General features: G+C 66.8%; 12 protein-coding genes and 5 pseudogenes. 13 read left to right on the top strand and 4 right to left on the bottom strand.

Features of this window, described 5'->3' with window-relative positions:
• Window positions 1–114 precede the first annotated feature (114 nt).
• Window positions 115–1,095, top strand: a complete 981-nt coding sequence (gene acuI / locus LRS03_RS07100) for an acrylyl-CoA reductase (NADPH) (RefSeq protein WP_257824676.1) — start codon at window positions 115–117, stop codon at window positions 1,093–1,095.
• Window positions 1,096–1,112: 17 nt separating this feature from the next.
• A pseudogene (locus LRS03_RS07095) lies at window positions 1,113–3,001 on the top strand (propionate--CoA ligase).
• Between the two features lie 3 nt (window positions 3,002–3,004).
• On the opposite strand, the gene LRS03_RS07090 reads toward LRS03_RS07095, so the two are convergent.
• The gene (locus LRS03_RS07090) at window positions 3,005–4,648 is read right to left on the bottom strand and encodes a PhoH family protein (protein ID WP_257824675.1); all 1,644 of its coding nucleotides are present in this window, start codon (window positions 4,646–4,648) and stop codon (window positions 3,005–3,007) included.
• Window positions 4,649–4,859: 211 nt separating this feature from the next.
• Here LRS03_RS07090 and LRS03_RS07085 point away from each other — a divergent pair, with 211 nt between their 5' ends.
• Complete coding sequence (locus LRS03_RS07085; RefSeq protein WP_308296399.1) at window positions 4,860–6,926, top strand: acyltransferase family protein; 2,067 nt, start codon at window positions 4,860–4,862, stop codon at window positions 6,924–6,926.
• Between the two features lie 69 nt (window positions 6,927–6,995).
• Here the strand turns inward: LRS03_RS07085 and LRS03_RS07080 are convergent.
• Window positions 6,996–7,473: pseudogene (locus LRS03_RS07080) on the bottom strand (peroxiredoxin).
• Between the two features lie 103 nt (window positions 7,474–7,576).
• Window positions 7,577–7,948, bottom strand: a complete 372-nt coding sequence (locus LRS03_RS07075; RefSeq protein ID WP_257824673.1) for an Mth938-like domain-containing protein — start codon at window positions 7,946–7,948, stop codon at window positions 7,577–7,579.
• Between the two features lie 105 nt (window positions 7,949–8,053).
• Between LRS03_RS07075 and LRS03_RS07070 the strand changes: the two genes are divergently transcribed.
• From LRS03_RS07070 to LRS03_RS07045, 6 genes and pseudogenes are all read left to right on the top strand, one after another.
• Window positions 8,054–9,283, top strand: coding sequence for a pyridoxal phosphate-dependent aminotransferase (locus LRS03_RS07070; RefSeq protein ID WP_257824672.1), 1,230 nt, complete (start codon window positions 8,054–8,056; stop codon window positions 9,281–9,283).
• A 13-nt stretch (window positions 9,284–9,296) separates the two neighbouring features.
• A pseudogene (locus LRS03_RS07065) lies at window positions 9,297–10,614 on the top strand (homoserine dehydrogenase).
• A gap of 10 nt (window positions 10,615–10,624) precedes the next feature.
• The gene (gene thrC / locus LRS03_RS07060; protein ID WP_257824671.1) at window positions 10,625–12,031 is read left to right on the top strand and encodes a threonine synthase; all 1,407 of its coding nucleotides are present in this window, start codon (window positions 10,625–10,627) and stop codon (window positions 12,029–12,031) included.
• Between the two features lie 3 nt (window positions 12,032–12,034).
• A complete protein-coding gene (gene mobB / locus LRS03_RS07055; RefSeq protein ID WP_257824670.1) occupies window positions 12,035–12,574 on the top strand; it encodes a molybdopterin-guanine dinucleotide biosynthesis protein B in 540 nt (179 codons plus the stop codon).
• On the top strand, window positions 12,537–13,769 hold the full coding sequence (locus tag LRS03_RS07050; protein ID WP_257824669.1) for a molybdopterin molybdotransferase MoeA: 1,233 nt from the start codon (window positions 12,537–12,539) through the stop codon (window positions 13,767–13,769). Before mobB ends, LRS03_RS07050 begins: the two co-directional genes overlap by 38 nt.
• Window positions 13,766–13,939 (top strand): annotated as a pseudogene (locus tag LRS03_RS07045) (MoaD/ThiS family protein); the annotation flags it as partial. The gene LRS03_RS07050 and the pseudogene LRS03_RS07045, both read left to right, overlap by 4 nt.
• 84 nt (window positions 13,940–14,023) lie before the next feature.
• Here the strand turns inward: LRS03_RS07045 and dapA are convergent.
• Window positions 14,024–14,911, bottom strand: coding sequence for a 4-hydroxy-tetrahydrodipicolinate synthase (gene dapA / locus LRS03_RS07040; RefSeq protein ID WP_257824668.1), 888 nt, complete (start codon window positions 14,909–14,911; stop codon window positions 14,024–14,026).
• A 273-nt stretch (window positions 14,912–15,184) separates the two neighbouring features.
• On the opposite strand from dapA, the gene LRS03_RS07035 reads away from it, so the two are divergent.
• The 4 genes and pseudogenes from LRS03_RS07035 to clpB all read left to right on the top strand — a co-directional run bounded on the left by LRS03_RS07035 (window position 15,185) and on the right by clpB (window position 19,535).
• Complete coding sequence (locus tag LRS03_RS07035; RefSeq protein WP_257824667.1) at window positions 15,185–16,009, top strand: alpha/beta hydrolase; 825 nt, start codon at window positions 15,185–15,187, stop codon at window positions 16,007–16,009.
• Between the two features lie 19 nt (window positions 16,010–16,028).
• Window positions 16,029–16,510 (top strand): annotated as a pseudogene (locus LRS03_RS07030) (molybdenum cofactor biosynthesis protein MoaE).
• A complete protein-coding gene (crcB, locus tag LRS03_RS07025) occupies window positions 16,507–16,896 on the top strand; it encodes a fluoride efflux transporter CrcB (RefSeq protein WP_257824666.1) in 390 nt (129 codons plus the stop codon). Before LRS03_RS07030 ends, crcB begins: the two are co-directional and overlap by 4 nt.
• A 47-nt stretch (window positions 16,897–16,943) precedes the next feature.
• A complete protein-coding gene (gene clpB, locus LRS03_RS07020; protein WP_257824665.1) occupies window positions 16,944–19,535 on the top strand; it encodes an ATP-dependent chaperone ClpB in 2,592 nt (863 codons plus the stop codon).
• Window positions 19,536–19,579 lie beyond the last annotated feature (44 nt).

Below are 19,579 nucleotides of genomic sequence, written 5' to 3'. Positions count from 1 at the left end.
ACAGGGACTTAACCGCCGTTCCTCATGCGATCGATGACGGCGGCCCCAGGCCTGCCCCGATGCGGGGCCAGGGTTCACCGGTTAGCCTGCACTTCTCTGTTCAGGAGTTGCAACATGTTCAAAGCTTTGCTGCTGGAAAAGTCCGACGCCGGCTTTTCCGCCCGCGTTCAGAAAGTGGACGAGTCCCGCCTGCCGCCCGGCGACGTGCTCGTGCAGGTCGACTGCTCCACCCTCAACTACAAGGATGGCCTCGCCATCACCAACCGGGCGCCGGTGGTGCGTCAGTGGCCGATGGTCGCCGGCATCGACGGTGCCGGCACGGTGCTGGAGAGCCAGCACCCCGGCTGGAAGCCCGGCGACCGCTTCGTGCTCAATGGCTGGGGCGTCGGCGAAGTGCACTGGGGCTGCCTGGCGGAAAAGGCGCGCCTCAAGGGCGACTGGCTGGTGAAGCTGCCGGCGAGCTTCGATTCGCGGCAGGCGATGGCGATCGGCACCGCCGGCTACACCGCGATGCTTTGCGTGCTGGCGCTGGAGCGCCATGGCGTGAAGCCGGGCGATGGCGAGGTGCTGGTGACCGGTGCGACAGGCGGTGTCGGCAGCGTGGCCACCGCTCTGCTGGCGCGAATGGGCTACCGCGTGACCGGGTCGACGGGCAAGGCGTCGGAAGCGGCCTACCTGAAGGATCTGGGCGCCGTGGGCGTGATCGACCGTGCGGAGCTGAGCGCTCCGGGCAAGCCGCTGCAGAAGGAGCGCTGGGCGGCGGTGGTCGACGCGGTCGGCAGCCACACACTCGTCAACGCCTGCGCGCAGACGCGCTACGGCGGCGTCGTGGCCGCCTGCGGGCTGGCGCAGGGCAGCGACCTGCCGGGCACGGTGCTGCCCTTCATCCTGCGCAGCGTCACGCTGGCGGGGGTGGACAGCGTGATGGCGCCGTTGCCGTTGCGCCAGCAGGCGTGGGACAGGTTGGCGAAAGATTTGGAGCCTAAGCTCCTCGACCAGATCACGCAGGACATCCAGCTCGACGATGCGATCTCGCACGCCGAAGCCTTGATGGCCGGCAAGGTTCGCGGCCGGCTGGTCGTGCACATTCGATAGAACGCGAGGAGACGACGATGAGCCGCTATGCTGATTTCCACCGCCGGTCGATTGAAGACCGCGACGGTTTCTGGACCGAGCAGGCCGCGCTCATCGACTGGCACAAGCCGCCGCAAACGATCTGCGACTACAGCAAGCCGCCGTTCGCCAAGTGGTTCGTCGGCGGCGAGACCAACCTCTGCCACAACGCGGTCGACCGTCATGTGGCGATGCGGCCCGAGCAGAACGCGCTGATCTGGGTGTCGACCGAAGTTGACCAGCAGCGTGTCTACAACTTCCGCGAGCTGCATGCCGAGGTGCAGCGCATGGCGGCGTGCCTCAAGGCGCTGGGCGTGAAGCAGGGCGACCGGGTGCTGATCTACATGCCGATGATTCCGGAGGCGGCATTTGCGATGCTCGCCTGCGCGCGCATCGGGGCGATCCACTCGGTGGTGTTCGGCGGCTTCGCGAGCAACAGCCTCGCCAGCCGCATCGACGATGCCACGCCCGCGGTCGTGGTCAGTGCCGATGCGGGCAGTCGCAGCGGCAAGGTCGTGCCCTACAAGCCGCTGCTCGATGAAGCGCTGCGGCTGTCCACCCACAAGCCGAAGAAGGTGCTGATGGTGGACCGCGGGTTGGCGCCGTTCGAGCGCAGCGCACGCGATGTCGACTACGCGGCACTGCGTGAGCAGCACCTGAACGAGAAGGTGCCCTGTACCTGGCTGCGCGCCACCGACTCGAGCTACACGCTCTACACCAGCGGCACCACCGGCAAGCCCAAGGGCGTGCAGCGCGACACCGGTGGCTACGCGGTGGCGCTGGCGGCGAGCATGAAGCACATCTTCCAGGGCAAGGCGGGCGAGACCTTCTTCAGCGCCAGCGACATCGGCTGGGTGGTGGGCCACAGCTACATCATCTACGGCCCGCTGATCGCCGGCATGGCGACGCTGATGTACGAGGGCCTGCCGATCCGGCCCGACGCGGGCATCTGGTGGAGCCTGGTCGAGAAGTACAAGGTCAACCTGATGTTCACCGCGCCGACGGCGGTGCGGGTGCTCAAGAAGCACGACGAGCGCTTCATCCGCGAACATGATCTGAGACTCGTTGCGCACGCTCTTTCTCGCCGGCGAGCCGCTCGACGAGCCCACCGCCAGCTGGATCGCCCAGGCCCTCGGCAAGCCGGTGATCGACAACTACTGGCAGACGGAAACCGGCTGGCCCATCCTCACCATCGCCAACGGGGTCGAGAAGGCCAAGAGCAAGTTCGGTAGCCCGGGCTTCGCGATGTACGGCTACGACGTGAAGCTCCTCAACGAGTTGTCGGGCGAAGAGCTGACCGGCGCCAACGAGAAGGGCGTGTTGGCGATCGAAGGGCCTCTGCCGCCCGGCTGCATGCAGACGGTGTGGGGCGACGATGAGCGTTTCGTCAAGACCTACTGGAGCACCGTGCCCGGCCGCATGGTCTACAGCACCTTCGACTGGGGCATCCGCGACGAAGACGGCTACTACTTCATCCTCGGCCGCACGGACGACGTGATCAATGTGGCCGGCCATCGGCTCGGCACGCGTGAGATCGAGGAAAGCATCTCGGGCCACCCTGCAGTGGCCGAGGTGGCGGTGGTGGGGGGTGGCCGATGCGCTCAAGGGCCAGGTCGCGATGGCCTTCGCCGTCGTGAAGGACCCAAGCCTGATCGCCGACGATGTTGGCAAGCTCAAGCTCGAAGGCGAGATCATGAAGACGGTCGACCAGAGCCTCGGGGCCGTCGCCCGGCCGGCGCGCGTGCGCTTCGTGACCGTGCTGCCCAAGACACGCTCCGGCAAGCTGCTGCGCCGGGCGATCCAGGCGGTCTGCGAAGGCCGCGACCCTGGCGACCTGACCACAATCGAGGACCCGACTGCCTTGCAGCAGATCCGCGATCTGGTCTGAGTCTTACAGCACCTCTGACGCGAAGTCCGCCAGGCGCGAACGCTCGCCACGCGCCAGCGTCACGTGGCCCGAGTGCGGCCAGCCCTTGAAGCGGTCGACCGCGTAGGTCAGGCCTGAGCTGCCTTCGGTGAGGTAGGGCGTGTCGATCTGCGCGAGGTTGCCCAGGCAGACGATCTTGGTGCCCGGGCCGGCGCGGGTGATCAGCGTCTTCATCTGCTTGGGCGTGAGGTTCTGCGCCTCATCGATGATGACGAACTTGTTGAGGAAGGTGCGCCCGCGCATGAAGTTCAGGCTCTTGATCTTGATCTTGCTGCGCACGAGGTCGTTGGTGGCGGCGCGGCCCCACTCGCCGGCGCCGCTGTCGGTCTTGGACAGCACTTCGAGGTTGTCGTCGAGCGCGCCCATCCACGGGCCCATCTTTTCTTCCTCGGTGCCGGGCAGGAAGCCGATGTCTTCACCCACGGGCACCGTCACGCGGGTGACGATGATCTCGGTGTAGCGGCGATCGTCCATCACCTGGGAGAGGCCCGCGGCCAGCGTCATCAGCGTCTTGCCGGTGCCGGCGGTGCCGGTGAGAGTGATGAAGTCGCACTCCGGGTCCATCAGCAGGTTGAGGGCGAAGTTCTGCTCGCGGTTGCGCGCGGTCACGCCCCAGACGGCGTTCTTCTGGTGGGTGTACTCGCGCAGCGTGCGCAGCACGGCGGTCTTGCCGGTGATCTCGGCGACCTTGGCGTAGAGCGGAGCGGCACCGGGCGCTTCGAGGTAGACGAACTGGTTGACCATCAACTGCGGCACCATCGGACCGCTGATGCGGTAGTAGGTCTGGCCGCCCTGGTTCCAGCTTTCCATGGTCTTGCCATGCTGGTCCCAGAAGTCGGAGGGCAGCGGCTGAACGCCGGTGTAAAGCAGGTCGCCGTCGTCGAGTGTCTTGTCGTTGAAATAGTCTTCGGCGGCGAGGCCCAGCGCACGCGCCTTGATGCGCATGTTGATGTCTTTCGACACCAGCACGACTTCGCGCTTGGGGTGCTGCTCGCGCAGCGCCTGCACCACGCCGAGGATCTGGTTGTCGGCCTTGCCCTGGGGCAGGCCGGCGGGCAGGGCGACGTTGACCAGCGTGGTCTGGAAGAAGAGCTTGCCCTGGGCGTCTTTGTGGCCGGTGCTGTCGAGCGGCAGGCCGTCGGCCATGTCGCGGCCGGTCCCGTCCGCCAGGGCGGCGGCCAGGGCGTCGAGGTCGCGGCTCACCTGGCGGGCGTTGCGGGCGACTTCCGACATGCCTTTCTTGTGATCGTCGAGCTCTTCGAGCGTGATCATCGGCAGGTAGACGTCGTGCTCCTCGAAGCGGAAGACGCTCATCGGGTCGTGCATCAGCACGTTGGTGTCGAGCACGAAGAGCTTGGCCGGGCCGGTGTGCTTGGGCTTGCGGCGGCGTGCTTCGGCCTGGGGCGGGCGCGCCGGCACCGGCGCCGCACGGGGGATCAGCGGGGCCGCTTCACGCGGAGGCTCCAGGAGGTCGAGCACAGCCGGGCCGGCGGGCTCGGTGGCAGCGTGTTTCTGGGATCGTTTGCCCGGTTTGGGCGCGGCCTGGGATTCGAAGTCGGCGGGGGTGAGGAGGGCGGCTCGTTTGGCAGGCGGCTTGGGCAGTGGCATGTAGGTGTCAGAGTGGCTGCGGGAAAACAAAAAAGCCGCACAGTCGACTGTGCGGCTTTGTCTGGGGAGCGCGAGGTTCACAACACACGGGCATGAAAAACATTATGCACAAGTGAGATGGCGACTCAACCGCCATGAGCGAAGCGTGGTTGAAAAACAAAAAAAGCGTCACTGCCAGGCGCCGCACTTGTCGCAGTCCCTGGCTTGAGGGATGACCGCGGCTCAGTGTGCGCTGCAGACTTCGGCGTCGAACCGGAACATTCCGGGGGATGGCAGGAGTGAGGGAGGGCGTATGCAGGTGGCGGCACACCCGGCGCATAAGGGGGGCATTTCATATCGCCCGGACATTGATGGGCTCCGCACGGTCGCGGTGCTTCTTGTGGTGGTTTTTCACTTCCACCTCTTCTCGGGCGGCGAGAGCGGATTCGTCGGCGTCGACGTTTTCTTCGTGATCTCGGGCTACCTGATCACGGCGATCATTCGCCAGCAGGTCGAGGCCCAGCGCTTCTCTCTGGTGGGTTTCTGGGTCAAACGCCTGCGTCGCCTGGCGCCGGCCCTGTTTGTCGTGCTGGCGGCGGTGCTCGCCTACGGCGCAGTGCGTCTGGTGCAGGCCGACTTCCAGCAGCTGGCCGAGGAGGTGGTGGCCACCCAGTTCTATGTGGCCAACGTCTACTTCTGGCGCAACGTCAACTACTTCGGCCTGCAGGCGGGCAGCATCTACCTGCTGCACACCTGGTCGCTCTCGGTCGAGGAGCAGTTCTACGTCGCCTATCCGCTGCTGCTGCTGCTGGTGCTCAAGCTGGCGCCGCGCCGCGCGCCTTTGGTCCTGCTGGCCGCCGCGCTGGTGTCGTTCGGGCTGAACCTGGCTTTCGTTGGCAGCAAGCCGGAGGCGGTTTTCTACCTGATGCCCACCCGGGCCTGGGAGCTGCTGATCGGCGCACTGCTCACCTGGGCCCCGCGCCCTAAACACCAGATGCTGGCCCAGCTGCTCGGCGTGGCAGGGGTGGTGCTGGTGATCTCGGCCGTGGTGAGCTACACCGCCGACACACGTTTCCCGGGCGCTTTCGCCCTGCTGCCCACGCTGGGCGCGACGAGTCTCATCCTGGCCGGAAGCGAGCCCGAGGCCTGGTCGACCCGCCTGCTCTCGACCAGCCCGATGGTGGCGATCGGCCGCCTGTCGTATTCGCTGTACCTGGTTCACTGGCCGATCAACGTGTTTGCATCGCAGGAGTTGGGCGAGGGCTACACCGTCGGCTGGCGGGTGGCGATGATGTTGCTGTGCTTCCTCGTCTCGGCGCTTATCTACCGCTGGGTCGAGACGCCGTTCCGCGATGGCTCGCTGCTGCCGCGCATCCGCCAGTTTCTCCGCGGCTACGGCACGGGCCTGGTGGCGAGCGTTGCCCTGTGTGTCGCGGTGATCGCCACACACGGCATGCCGCAGCGCCTGCCCGCCGAGGTGGCTCGCGTGGGTGCTTTTGCCAACGATCGCCCGAACGACCGATGCCCCGAGTCGAGCAATGCGGTCGAGGCCGCGCGGCCTGCCCTGTGCGATCTGGGCGTTCCGGGTCGTGCCAAGGAGTGGCTGGTGTGGGGCGATTCCCACGCCTGGGCCGCTCAGGAGGCGATCGACCTGTGGCTGAAGAACACCGGGCAGGCCGGCCGATTTGCGTTCATGCACTCGTGCCCGCCGGTGTGGGGTGTGCACATCCCGCGCGGCGGCACCGCCTGCCAGTTGCTCAACGACGCCATGATGGCCACGGCCCTGCGTGACCCGCAGGTCAAGAAGGTCTTCCTGGTGTCGACCTGGCACCAGGCCGCTGGCTGGCTCACGACTTCGCCGGATCGGCATCTCAACTTGGCCGATTCGCTGGCCCTGTTTCAGCGCCAGTTCGACGCCACCGTGCGCGAGCTGCATGCGCACGGCAAGGAGGTCTATGTCTGGGAGCCGCTGCCGGGGGCGCGCGGAAACGTACCCAGGCGTGCGGCTACCGCACTCTTGCGCGGCGAGCCACCTCGGCTCGACTTCAGCATCGCCGAATACCGCGAGCAGACCGACTTTTTCTTCGAGGCCCTGGCGCGCAACCGGCCGTACATCGCGGGGTCGTTTTCACCGTCGCAGGTGCTGTGCCGGGAGGGGGCGTGCGCGTCGGTGCTCGATGGCGAGCCCGTGTACTACGACCACGGCCATCTGGCGCGTTCCGGCAGTGCGCGATGGGCGCAGGCCCTGGCATCCCAGATGGGTGGGGGCACCGTCGGGCAGCATCGAACTCCGGACTGAGCGGCCAGTTCGGTTCAGCAAAATGCGAAAGGCCTGCAGCGCAGGCCTTTTGCACGGGGTGAACGGACGTCAGGCCGCCTTCTTGAGCGACTTCACCGCCTTGAGCACTTCGTCGACGTGCCCGGCGACTTTGATGCCGCGCCACTCGGCACGCAGGATGCCGTCGCCGTCGATCAGGAAGGTGCTGCGCTCGATGCCCTTGACCTTCTTGCCGTACATGATCTTGTTCTTGACCACGCCGAACATGTGGCAGAGCTTTTCTTCGGTGTCGGCGATCAGCTCGTAGGGCAGTTCCAGGTTCTGCTTGAACTTGTCGTGCGAGACTCATGTTGTCGCGCGAGACGCCGAAGACCACGGCGCCGGCCTTCACGAAGTCTTTGTGGCGATCACGGAACTGCATCGCTTCGGTGGTGCAGCCAGGGGTGTTGTCTTTCGGGTAGAAGTACAGCACGACCGTTTGCCCGGCGTATGCCTGCGGCGTGAACTTCACGCCGCCGGTTGCGAGCGCTTCAAATTCCGGGAGGGGTTTATTGAGGGCTGGCGTCATGAAGAATTCTTGAGGTTGCGCCCTGTAAGGCGTAGCACGCAATTATAAGGGCTCGCGAATGCCCGAAGCGCTGCCGGGCGCGTCCCCAAAACGGGCGAGTGCTTCACCCGAGGAGCAACGCGGCCACCACCTTGCGGCTCTCCCCGGCGAGCACGTTGTAGGTGCGGCAGGCGGCGGCGGTGTCCATGGTTTCGATGCCGATGCGCCGTGCCATCAGGCTGCGCAGCAACAGGGGCGGTGCGAAGCGGATGCGCTTGCCGCTGCCGAAGATCACGGCTTCGGGCTCCAACGCTGCGAGCCGCTCGAACTCCTCGGCGGCGAGGGCGTCGAACCCCGCCGTGCCCCACGGCCCGATGTCGCCGACCCAGGGCACCACGATGCTGCTCGTGTGGGTGACGCCGTTGACCGACACGGCGTCGGCGGTCAGCCCTGAAATGACGTTCACGCCTTCGATGCGATCGGGTTGCAGCTTCAAATCACGGATCCGGAAAGTTCGTCGCCGCGCGAGCAGGGCGCGACAGCCATGGAAGTAGGGGCGATCGACGATAATTCTAGGCTTTGCGCCGCTTTGGAGACCGTGTTGAAGCCCATCGTCAAGTCCGGCAAATTGGCCAACGTGGCCTACGACATCCGCGGGCCGGTGCTCGAAAAGGCCCGCCAGATGGAAGACGAGGGCCACAAGATCATCAAGCTCAACATCGGCAACGTGGCCGCGTTCGGGCTGGAGCCGCCCGATGAGATCGTGCAGGACATGATCCGCAACCTGCCGTCGCAGGTGGCCGCGGGTTACACCGACAGCAAGGGCCTCTTCGCGCCGCGCAAGGCCATCGTGCACTACACCCAGGAAAAGCGCATCCCGGGCGTGACGGTCGATGATGTCTACCTTGGCAACGGCGCCTCCGAGCTGATCGCGATGAGCCTCAACGCGCTGCTCAACAACGGCGACGAGGTGTTGATCCCGGCGCCTGACTACCCGCTGTGGACGGCCGTCACCGGCCTCTCGGGCGGCACGCCGGTTCACTACATGTGCGACGAACAGGCCGACTGGATGCCCGACGTGGCCGACATCCGGCGCAAGGTCACTGCCAACACGCGCGCCATCGTCGTCATCAACCCCAACAACCCGACCGGCGCGCTGTACCCCGAGAGCGTGCTGCTCGACATCATCGAAGTGGCACGCCAGCATCAGCTGATCGTGCTGGTCGACGAGATCTACGACAAGACGCTGTACGACGGCAATGTGCACACCAGCATGGCTTCGCTCGCGGACGACGTGCTCTTCGTCACCTTCAACGGCCTGTCGAAGAACTACCGTGCCTGCGGCTACCGCGCCGGCTGGATGGTGGTCTCGGGCGAGAAGCGCCACGCGAAGGACTACATCGAAGGCCTGAACATGCTGGCCTCGCTGCGCCTGTGCGCCAACACGCCGGGCCAGCTCGCCATCCAGACGGCCCTCGGCGGCTACCAGAGCATCAAGGACCTCGTGCTGCCCACCGGCCGCCTGGGCCGCCAGCGCGACCTCGCGCACAAGCTCCTCACCGAGATTCCGGGGGTCACCTGCGTCAAGCCCAAGGCGGCGCTCTACATGTTCCCGCGGCTGGACCCGAAGATCTACCCGATCCAGGACGACCAGCAGTTCGCCTACGAGCTGCTGGCCGAAGAGAAGGTGCTGATCGTGCAAGGCACCGGCTTCAACTGGACGCAGCCCGACCATTTCCGCGTCGTCTTCCTGCCCAACAGCGACGACCTCACCGACGCGATCGGCCGCATCGCGCGCTTCCTCCATCACTACGCCAAGCGGCACCACTGAGCATCACACCACCATGAAGCCAATCCAAGTCGGCCTCCTCGGCATCGGCACCGTCGGCAGCGGCACGTTCAACGTGCTCCAGCGCAACCAGGAAGAGATCCGCCGCCGCGCGGGCCGCGGCATCCAGATCACCATGGTGGCCGACCTCGACACCGCCCGCGCCAAGTCGGTAGTCGGTGACGCTGCCAAGGTGGTGGGCGATGCCCGCGAGGTGATCGCCAATCCCGAGATCGACATCGTGATCGAAACTCATCGGCGGCTACGGCATCGCCAAGACCCTGGTGATGGAAGCCATCGCCGCGGGCAAGCACGTGGTCACGGCCAACAAGGCGCTGCTCGCGGTGCATGGCACCGAGATCTTCGCCGCCGCGCACGCCAAGGGCGTGATCGTCGCGTTCGAAGCGGCCGTGGCCGGGGGTATTCCCATCATCAAGGCGCTGCGTGAGGGCCTGACCGCCAATCGCATCGAGTGGATCGCCGGCATCATCAACGGCACGACGAACTTCATCCTGTCGGAGATGCGCGCCAAGGGCCTCGACTTCGACGTCGTGCTGAAAGAGGCGCAGCGCCTGGGTTACGCCGAAGCCGACCCGACCTTCGACATCGAAGGTGTCGACGCGGCCCACAAGGCGACCATCATGAGCGCCATCGCCTTCGGCATCCCTGTGCAGTTCGACAAGGCCCACGTCGAGGGCATCACCAAGCTGCAGGCGGCTGACATCAACTATGCCGAGCAGTTGGGCTACCGCATCAAGCTGCTGGGCATCACCAAGCGCCGTGACGACAAGAAGGGCATCGAGCTGCGGGTGCACCCGACGCTGATTCCGGCCAAGCGCCTGATCGCCAACGTCGAAGGCGCGATGAACGCGGTGGTGGTGCATGGCGATGCCGTCGGCACGACTCTGTACTACGGCAAGGGCGCCGGCTCCGAGCCGACGGCCTCGGCCGTGATCGCCGACCTCGTCGACATCACCCGCCTGCACACCGCCGACCCCGACCATCGGGTGCCGCACCTGGCCTTCCAGCCCAACGAATTGAGCAGCACGCCCATCCTTGGCCTGGAGGAGGTCGTGACCTCGTTCTACCTGCGCCTGCAGGTCGCCGACCAGGCCGGCGTGCTGGCGCGCATCACCGGCATCCTGGCCGAACGCGGCATTTCGATCGACGCCTTGCTGCAGCGTGAGTCCGCCGAGGGCGAAGCCCAGACCGACGTGATCATCCTGACGCACGACACCACCGAAGGCGAGATGAACAAGGCCATCGCGCAGATGCAGGCCCTGCCCACCGTGCTGGCACCGATCGTCCGCATCCGCAAGGAAGAGACCAACTGAGCCACCGCACATGAAGTACATCTCCACCCGCGGCGACAAGACGCCACGCGGCTTCTCCGACATCCTCCTCGAAGGCCTGGCGCCCGACGGCGGCCTCTACCTGCCCACGCACTACCCGATCGTCACCCGCGCGATGCTGGCGAAGTGGCGCGGCCTCTCGTACGCCGAACTCGCATTCGAGATCCTGTCGCTCTACATCGACGACATCCCTGCTGCCGACCTGCGCCGCCTCGTCGAGAAGACCTACACGCCCGAGGTCTTCGGTACGAAGGAGATCACGCCGCTGAAACAGGTGCAGCCCGGCCTGTACCTCGAAGCCCTGTCCAACGGCCCGACGCTGGCCTTCAAGGACATGGCCATGCAGCTGCTCGGCAATCTCTTCGAATACGAACTGGGCCGCCGCGGCGAGACGCTCAACATCCTCGGCGCCACTTCGGGCGACACCGGCAGCGCCGCCGAGTACGCAATGCGCGGCAAGGCTGGCGTCAACGTCTTCATGCTTTCGCCGCATGGCCGCATGAGCCCCTTCCAGCAGGCGCAGATGTTCAGCCTGCAGGACGCCAACATCCACAACATCGCGATCGAAGGCGTGTTCGACGACTGCCAGGACATCGTCAAGGCCACGTCCAACGACCTCGAGTTCAAGCGCAAGCACCGCATCGGTACCGTCAACTCGATCAACTGGGCGCGCCTCTTGGCCCAGGTCGTCTACTACTTCGCCGGTTACTTCCAGGCGACGAAAAGCGAGCAGGAGCGTGTGAGCTTTGCCGTTCCCTCGGGCAACTTCGGCAACATCTGCGCCGGCCATGTGGCGCGCATGATGGGCCTGCCGATCAAGCGTCTGGTCCTCGCGACCAACGAGAACCGCGTGCTCGACGAGTTCTTCCGCACCGGCATCTATCGCCCCCGCGCGAGCGCCGAGACCTACGAGACCTCGAGCCCGTCGATGGACATCTCCAAGGCCTCGAACTTCGAACGCTTCGTCTTCGACCTGCTGGGCCGCAATGCCGAGCGCGTGCGCGAGCTGTTCCAGACCTCGCTCGCGAAAGAAGGTCACTTCCAGCTGAGCCCGGGCGAGTTCGACCGCATCTCGGTCTACGGCTTTCTCTCCGGCCACAGCACGCACGCCGACCGCCTGCAGACCATCCGCCAGACCTTCCAGGACAGCGGCCTGATGATCGACACCCACACCGCCGACGGCCTGAAGGTCGCCCGCGAGTTCATCGAGCCCAACGTGCCGATGATCGTGCTCGAGACGGCGCTGCCCGCGAAGTTTGCCGAGACCATCGTCGAAGCCCTGGGGCGCGAGCCCGATCGGCCGGCCGCGCTCAAAGGCATCGAGAACCTGCCCAAGCGATTCCAGGTGATGAAGGCCGACGCCGCCGCGGTGAAGAGCTACATCAGCGCCCACGTCTGACCCATGAAAGCCGTCGGCTTCAGTGGCTACTCCGGCTCGGGCAAGACGACGCTCATCGAGAAGCTGATCGGTTGCCTGAAAGCGGCCGGGCAGCGCGTCTCCGTGATCAAGCACGCCCACCACCGGTTCGACATCGACCACCCCGGCAAGGACTCCTACCGCCACCGCGAAGCAGGGGCCTTCGAGGTGGTGGTGGCCTCCAACCGCCGCCTGGCCAAGGTGCGTGAGTACGAGGTGGAAACCGAGGTCACGGTGCACCAGCTGCTGGCCGAACTCGCCCCGTGCGACTGGGCCATCGTCGAGGGCTTCCGGCATGCCGACCTGCTGAGGATCGAGGTTTGGCGGGCCGAGACCGGCGAGCGCGCGCACTATCCCGACGACCCTTTCGTGATCGCGGTGGCGACCGACGCGCCGCACAATCTGCCGGTGCCAACCTCGTTGCCGGTGTTCCACCTGGACGACCCGCAGGCGGTGGCCGACTTCCTCCTGCACAACGCCGCCCGTCATGAATACACCTCGCCCTTCGACGCTGCTGACGCTTGACGAAGCCCTGGAGCGGCTGCTCGGCGCGGTGTCGCCGTTGACCGAGACCGAGGTCGTTTCCACCTTCGACGGCCAGGGCCGTGTGCTCGCGCAAGACCTGCATTCGCTCGTCGACGTGCCCTCGGCCGACAACAGCGCGATGGACGGCTATGCGTTGCGCAGTGTCGACGTCCCGGCCGCCGGCACCGTGTTGCCTGTGAGCCAGCGCATCCCCGCCGGTACCGTGGGCACGCCGCTGCAGGCCGGGACGGCGGCGCGCATCTTCACCGGCGCCCTCCTGCCCGAAGGCGCCGATGCGGTGGTGATGCAGGAGCAGTGCGAAGCGCTCGACAGCAGCGTGCGCATCAACACCGTGCCACTGCCCGGCACCGCCGTCCGCCGCCGTGGCGAAGATCTGTCGCGCAATGCCGTGGCGCTGCCACGTGGCCTGCGCCTCACGCCGCAGGCGCTGGGGCTCGCCGCCACGGCGGGTGCCGCCACGCTCACCGTCGCCCGCCGCCCCCGCGTGGCGCTGTTTTCCACCGGCGACGAACTTGCCATGCCCGGCGAGCCGCTGAAGCCCGGCGCCATCTACAACTCCAACCGCTTCACCCTGCGCGCGCTGATTCAGGCGCTGGGCTGTGAATGCACCGACTTCGGCATCGTGCCCGATCAGCTCGCCGCCACGCGCGAGACCTTGCGCCGCGCCGCGCAGGGCCATGACCTCATCGTCACGAGTGGTGGTGTCTCGGTGGGCGAAGAAGACCATCTGAAGCCTGCCGTGCAGGCCGAAGGCACGCTCGATCTCTGGCAGATGGCCATCAAGCCCGGCAAGCCGCTGGCCTTCGGCAGCGTACGCCGCACCGAGCAGGGCAATGCCTGGTTTGTCGGCCTGCCCGGCAACCCGGTGTCGAGCTTCGTGACCTTCCTGCTCGCGGTGCGGCCCCTGCTGCTCAAGCTGCAAGGTGCGAGCGCGCTGCAGCCGGTGGGCGTGCCGATGCGCGCCGACTTCGACTGGCTACGTGCCGACAAGCGCCGCGAGTTCCTGCGGGCGCGGCGCAACGAGCGCGGAGGTGTCGACCTCTTCACCAACCAGGGCTCGGGCGTGCTCACCTCCACCGTGTGGGCCGACGGGTTGATCGACAACCCACCCGAAACCCCCATCCGCGCCGGCGACACCGTGCGCTTCATCTCGCTCGCGGAGTGGGTGGCATGAAGGTCCGCGTGCGCTACTTCGCCTCGCTGCGCGAGGCCCTCGGTGCCGGCGAGACGGTGGACGCCGCCGCCGGCAGCACCGTCGCGCAGCTGCGCGATGCCCTCATCGCCCGCGGCGGTGCCCATGCGCAGGCACTCGCACGTACCCGCGCCGTGCGCACCGCACTCGACCAGACGCTGTGCGAGGAATCGGCAGCCCTGCAAGACGGTGCCGAGCTGGCGTTCTTCCCCCTGTCACCGGCGGCTGATCCGGGCTTACGCGGCCAGCGCCCGCTCGGCCGCGTCGAGGGCGGCCCAGGTGCGCTGGACGGCTTCCACCGATGCCGGGCTGTGCGGCGGGCGCAGCGCATCGCCGATGCGGCCCTGGCGGGCCAGCACCGCCTTGAAGACGCTCGGGTTGGGTTCGGCAAAGAGCGCCTGCGACAGCGGGGCGAGCGCGTGGTGCAGGCGGCGCGCTTCATCGAGCCGGCCTTCGCGGGCGCTGGCCACCAGGCGCGCGTAGTGCTGCGGCAACACGTGGCCGGCCGCGGCGATGGCACCCGCACCGCCCAAGCAGACGGTGCTGAAGATTCGGGCATCGTCGCCGGCCAGCACGGTGAATCGGCCGTCGGCAATCAGCGCGCGGGTCTTCTCTTCATCGCCGCCGCAGTCCTTGAGGGCGCGGATGTTGGGGTGCCGGGCCAGCGTGCGCAGCGTCTCCAGGCTCAGCGCCACGCCTGTGCGCGCCGGAACGTCGTACACCACGAGGGGCACCGGCGACGCATCGGCCAGCGCATGGAAGTGCGCCAGCAGGCCCGCTTGCGCCGGCCGCAGGTAGTAGGGCGCCGACACCAGCACCGCGGCGACCGGGCGGCGGGTGATCTCCTTCAGCATGGCGAGCATGTCGGCGAGCCGTGTGCCCGCCAGGCCCATGATCACTGGCTTGCCGTGGCCGTGGGCCAGAACCGTGTCGAGCACCGCGAGCTGCTCGTCGTGCGTGAGCGACTCGGCCTCGCCGGTGCTGCCGCAGGCCACGAAGCCGGTGATCGGTGTGGCAGCCAGGTGGCCAGCGAGTTGTTGCAGGGCGGGACGATCAACTTGGTCGCCCTGGAAGGGCGTGACCAGCGGAATCCAGAAACCGGAAAGATCGACGAACTGACCCACGAGGGTTCTCCTTGAACGAAAGACCGGATGAGGGTCCGCGTCGTGGAGCGTGGGTTCAGCGTGGGGAAGGGTGGAGGCCCGCCGTGAAGTCTGTTCCGTCGCTCAACTGACGACGGAACTGCAGCGCTCCGGTCAGATGAGCGTCTGCTTTTTGGCTTTGAGCGCGCATGCGGCCCGGCTGCCCGGCGAGGGACAGGTGGTGGGCTTGATGCGGCGCAAGAGCATGGCCGGCATTCTGCCCGAGGCCTGCAGGCCGGTGCCACAATTTCCGCCATGCGTCGGCTCCCGTGGTTCATCGGCCTCCTGGCCTTGCCGGGCATGGCCGCCGCTGCCTGCGGCACGCTGGTGACGCTGGCCGCGCGTGGTGGCACCGAGGTGTCCTACGCCTTTGCACCCGCGCCAGACGGTGTGGCCGCACGCGGTGCGGTGGTCCTGCTGGCCGGCGGCGATGGCCGCCTCAAACTCGACGCGCAAGGCTGCGCCAAGGCGCTCGGCGGCAACTTCCTCGTGCGTTCGGCGGGTCTCTTTCGCGAGGCCGGCTACCTCACCGCGCTGGTCGACGCGCCCTCCGATCACCAGGGCGTGGACGGCCTGGCGGGCTTTCGCAACACCGAGGCCCATGGCATCGACCTCGGCCACGTGGTTGCCGATCTGCGCCGGCGCGTGAAGGGGCCGGTGTGGGTGATCGGCACCAGCCGCGGGACGATCTCGGCCGCCAACCTGGCGTCTCGCGCGACGGGCGATGCTGCACCCGATGGCGTGGTGCTCAGCTCGGCGCTGATGCAGGGCACGAGCGGCGGACAAAAAACCTGGACGCAGCAGACGGTGTTCGACCTTGCGCTGACGGCGATCAAGGTCCCGGTGCTCGTGATCGGGCATGTTCACGACCAGTGCCTGCGTTCGCCGCCCGGTGAGATGCCTCGCCTGCTGGCGCAGTTCGGCAGCAGCGTGCGCAAGCAGATGGTGAGCGTCGAAGGTGGCACGGCACCGTCGGGTCCCGCGAACCCCGGGGCCTGCGAAGGCCGCTCGCCGCACGGCTACGTCGGGCAGGAGGCGGCCACGGTCGAGACGATCGTGAAATTCATGCAGTCGAACTGACGCCACAATCCGAGCGCACATGAGCACCGCCCGCGTCACCATCCAGACCGATGACTTCGACCTCAGCGCCGAGGTGGCGGCCTTGCGTGCTGGCGACCCTGGTGTCGGCGCCGTCGTGAGCTTCGTGGGCACGGTGCGCGACCGCAGCGACGGTCAGGGTGTGCAGCTGATGGAGCTGGAGCACTACCCGGGCATGACCGAAAAATCGATCGAGGCGATGATGGGCGAGGCGCAGCGCCGCTTCGACATCCGCGCGGCGCGGGTCATCCACCGAGTCGGCCCGCTCAAGCCGCAAGACCAGATCGTGCTGGTGGTCGTGGCTCCGCCCACCGGGGCCAAGCCTTTCAAGCCTGCGAGTTCCTGATGGACTACCTGAAGACCCAGGCCCCGTTCTGGAAGAAGGAGCACACGCCCGAGGGCGCCCGCTGGGTTGATGCGCGTGTGCACGACGACGAGGCGCTGGCCCGCTGGGGCATCGCGAGCGGGAACGCGACCGTATGAGCGCCGGACTGCCGTGGCTGCAGGTCGTCGCCGTCGCCGTGGGCTCGGCGATTGGGGCGCTGCTGCGCTGGTGGGCGGGCATTGCGTTCAACCACCAGTGGAGCGGCTTTCCGCTCGGCACGCTGCTCGTCAACTGCGTGGGCGGCCTGCTGATCGGCGCGGCGGTGGTGTGGTTCGACCGCACGCCCAACGAGGCCTTGCGCCTGCTCCTGGTGACCGGATTCCTCGGCGGCCTGACCACGTTCTCGGCCTTCTCGGGCGAGTCGCTCTCGCTGGTGCAGCGGGGCGAATACGCCTGGGCCCTGGCCCACACCTCGGCGCACGTGGTGGGCTCGCTTGCCTGTGCGGCCGTCGGGTTCAGATTGATGCGCGCCTGGCTGGCTTGAATTTTAGGCGAGCCGCCTCAGATCCCCAGCATTCGGAGGATTTACCCATGCGTCTCGACAAGCTCACCACCAAGTTCCAGGAAGCTCTCGGCGAAGCCCAGAGCCTGGCCCTCGCCCGCGACAACCCCTACATCGAGCCGGTGCACGTGCTGGCCGCGATGCTGGCCCAGACCGATGGCCCCAAGGCCTTGCTCGAACGCGCGGGTGTCAACACCGCCAAGCTGCAGGCCGCACTCGAGGCCGAGATCAAGAAGCTGCCCCAGGTGCAGGGCGGCGAACAAGTGCAGGCCGGTCGCGATACCGGCGCGCTGCTGCAGGCCTCCGAGAAAGAGGCCACCAAGCGCGGTGACCAGTACATCGCAAGCGAGATGTTCCTGCTGGCCGCCGCCGACAGCAAGACCGTCGGCCCGATCGTCAAGGAGCACGGCCTCACCCGCAAGGCGCTCGAAGCCGCGATCGACGCGGTGCGCGGCGGCCAGAAGGTCGACAGCCCTGAGGCCGAAGGCCAGCGCGAAGCCCTCAAGAAATACACGCTCGACCTCACCGAGCGCGCCCGCATGGGCAAGCTCGACCCGGTGATCGGCCGCGACGACGAGATCCGCCGTGCCATCCAGGTGCTGCAGCGGCGCACCAAGAACAACCCGGTGCTGATCGGCGAGCCGGGTGTCGGCAAGACCGCCATCGTCGAAGGCCTGGCCCAGCGCATCGTGGCCGGCGAAGTGCCCGACACCTTGAAGAACAAGCGCGTGCTCGTGCTCGACATGGCCCTGCTGCTGGCCGGTGCCAAGTACCGTGGCGAATTCGAAGAGCGCCTGAAGAGCGTGCTCAAGGAAGTGGCGCAGGACGAAGGCCAGACCATCGTCTTCATCGACGAGATCCACACGATGGTGGGCGCCGGCAAGGCCGAGGGTGCCATCGACGCCGGCAACATGTTGAAGCCCGCGCTCGCGCGTGGCGAGCTGCATTGCATCGGCGCGACCACGCTTGATGAATACCGCAAGTACGTCGAGAAGGATGCTGCGCTGGAGCGCCGCTTCCAGAAGGTGCTGGTCGGCGAGCCGAGCGTGGAGGCCACCATCGCCATCCTGCGTGGCCTGCAGGAGAAGTACGAAGTGCACCACGGCGTGGAGATCACCGACCCGGCCATCGTGGCCGCGGCCGAGCTCTCTCACCGCTACATCACCGACCGTTTCCTGCCCGACAAGGCCATCGACCTGATCGACGAGGCCGCCGCCAAGATCAAGATCGAGATCGACTCCAAGCCGGAGGCGATGGACAAGCTCGACCGCCGTTTGATCCAGCTCAAGATCGAGCGCGAAGCGGTGAAGAAGGAAAAGGACGAAGCCTCGCAGAAGCGCCTCGGCCTGATCGAAGACGAGATCACCAAGCTCGAACGCGAGTACGCCGACCTCGAAGAAATCTGGAAGAGCGAGAAGGCCACCGCGCAAGGCTCCGCGCATGTGAAGGAAGAGATCGACCGCATCCGCTTCCAGATGGAAGAACTCAAGCGCAAGGGCGACTTCAACAAGGTCGCCGAGCTGCAGTACGGCAAGCTGCCGGAGCTGGAGAAGTCGCTGAAGGATGCGCAGGCCAAGGAGCTGAAGAAAGGTGGCGCTGCCGGCAAGCCGCAGCTGCTGCGCACCATGGTCGGCGCCGAAGAGATCGCCGAAGTGGTGGCGCGTGCGACGGGCATTCCCGTGGCCAAGCTGATGCAAGGTGAGCGCGAGAAGCTGCTGCAGATGGAGGCGAAGCTGCACGACCGCGTGGTCGGGCAGGACGAGGCCATCTCCGCGGTGGCCAACGCCATCCGCCGCTCGCGCTCAGGCCTCTCCGACCCGAACCGGCCCACAGGTTCCTTCCTCTTCCTCGGGCCCACGGGCGTGGGCAAGACCGAGCTCTGCAAGGCGCTGGCCTCGTTCCTCTTCGACAGCGAAGAGCAGCTCATCCGCATCGACATGAGCGAGTTCATGGAGAAGCATTCGGTGGCCCGTCTGATCGGTGCGCCTCCGGGTTACGTGGGCTATGACGAAGGCGGCTACCTGACCGAGGCCGTGCGGCGCAAGCCCTACAGCGTGCTGCTGCTCGACGAGGTCGAAAAGGCGCACCCCGATGTCTTCAACGTGCTGCTGCAGGTGCTTGACGACGGTCGCCTGACCGACGGGCAGGGCCGCACGGTCGACTTCAAGAACACGGTGATCGTGATGACCAGCAACCTGGGCTCGCACCAGATCATGCAGATGGCCGGTCAGGACCCTGAGGCCATCCGCGACGCGGTGTGGGTCGAGGTGAAGCAGCATTTCCGCCCCGAGTTCCTGAACCGAATCGACGAGACGGTCGTGTTCCACGCACTCGATCGCGCCAACATCGAGGCCATCGCGAAGATCCAGCTCAAGGTGCTGGAGAAGCGCATGGAGAAGATGGACATGAGGCTCGACGTATCGCCGGCGGCGCTGGCCGAGATCGCCAAGGTGGGCTTCGATCCGGTGTTCGGTGCGCGGCCGCTCAAGCGGGCCATTCAGCAGCGCATCGAGAACCCGGTGTCCAAGCTGATCCTCGAAGGCAAGTTCGGCCCGAAGGACGTGATCCCGGTGGTCGTCAACGCGAACGGCGAGCTGAGCTTCGAGCGCACCGTGCACTGACGTCGCGCCGTACCTTGCGAAAGGCCGCGTCCCGAAGAGGGAGC

Origin of the sequence: Rhizobacter sp. J219, assembly GCF_024700055.1 — a bacterium.
Lineage (GTDB): Bacteria > Pseudomonadota > Gammaproteobacteria > Burkholderiales > Burkholderiaceae_C > Rhizobacter.
This window is presented reverse-complemented; position numbering and strand designations above follow the sequence as displayed.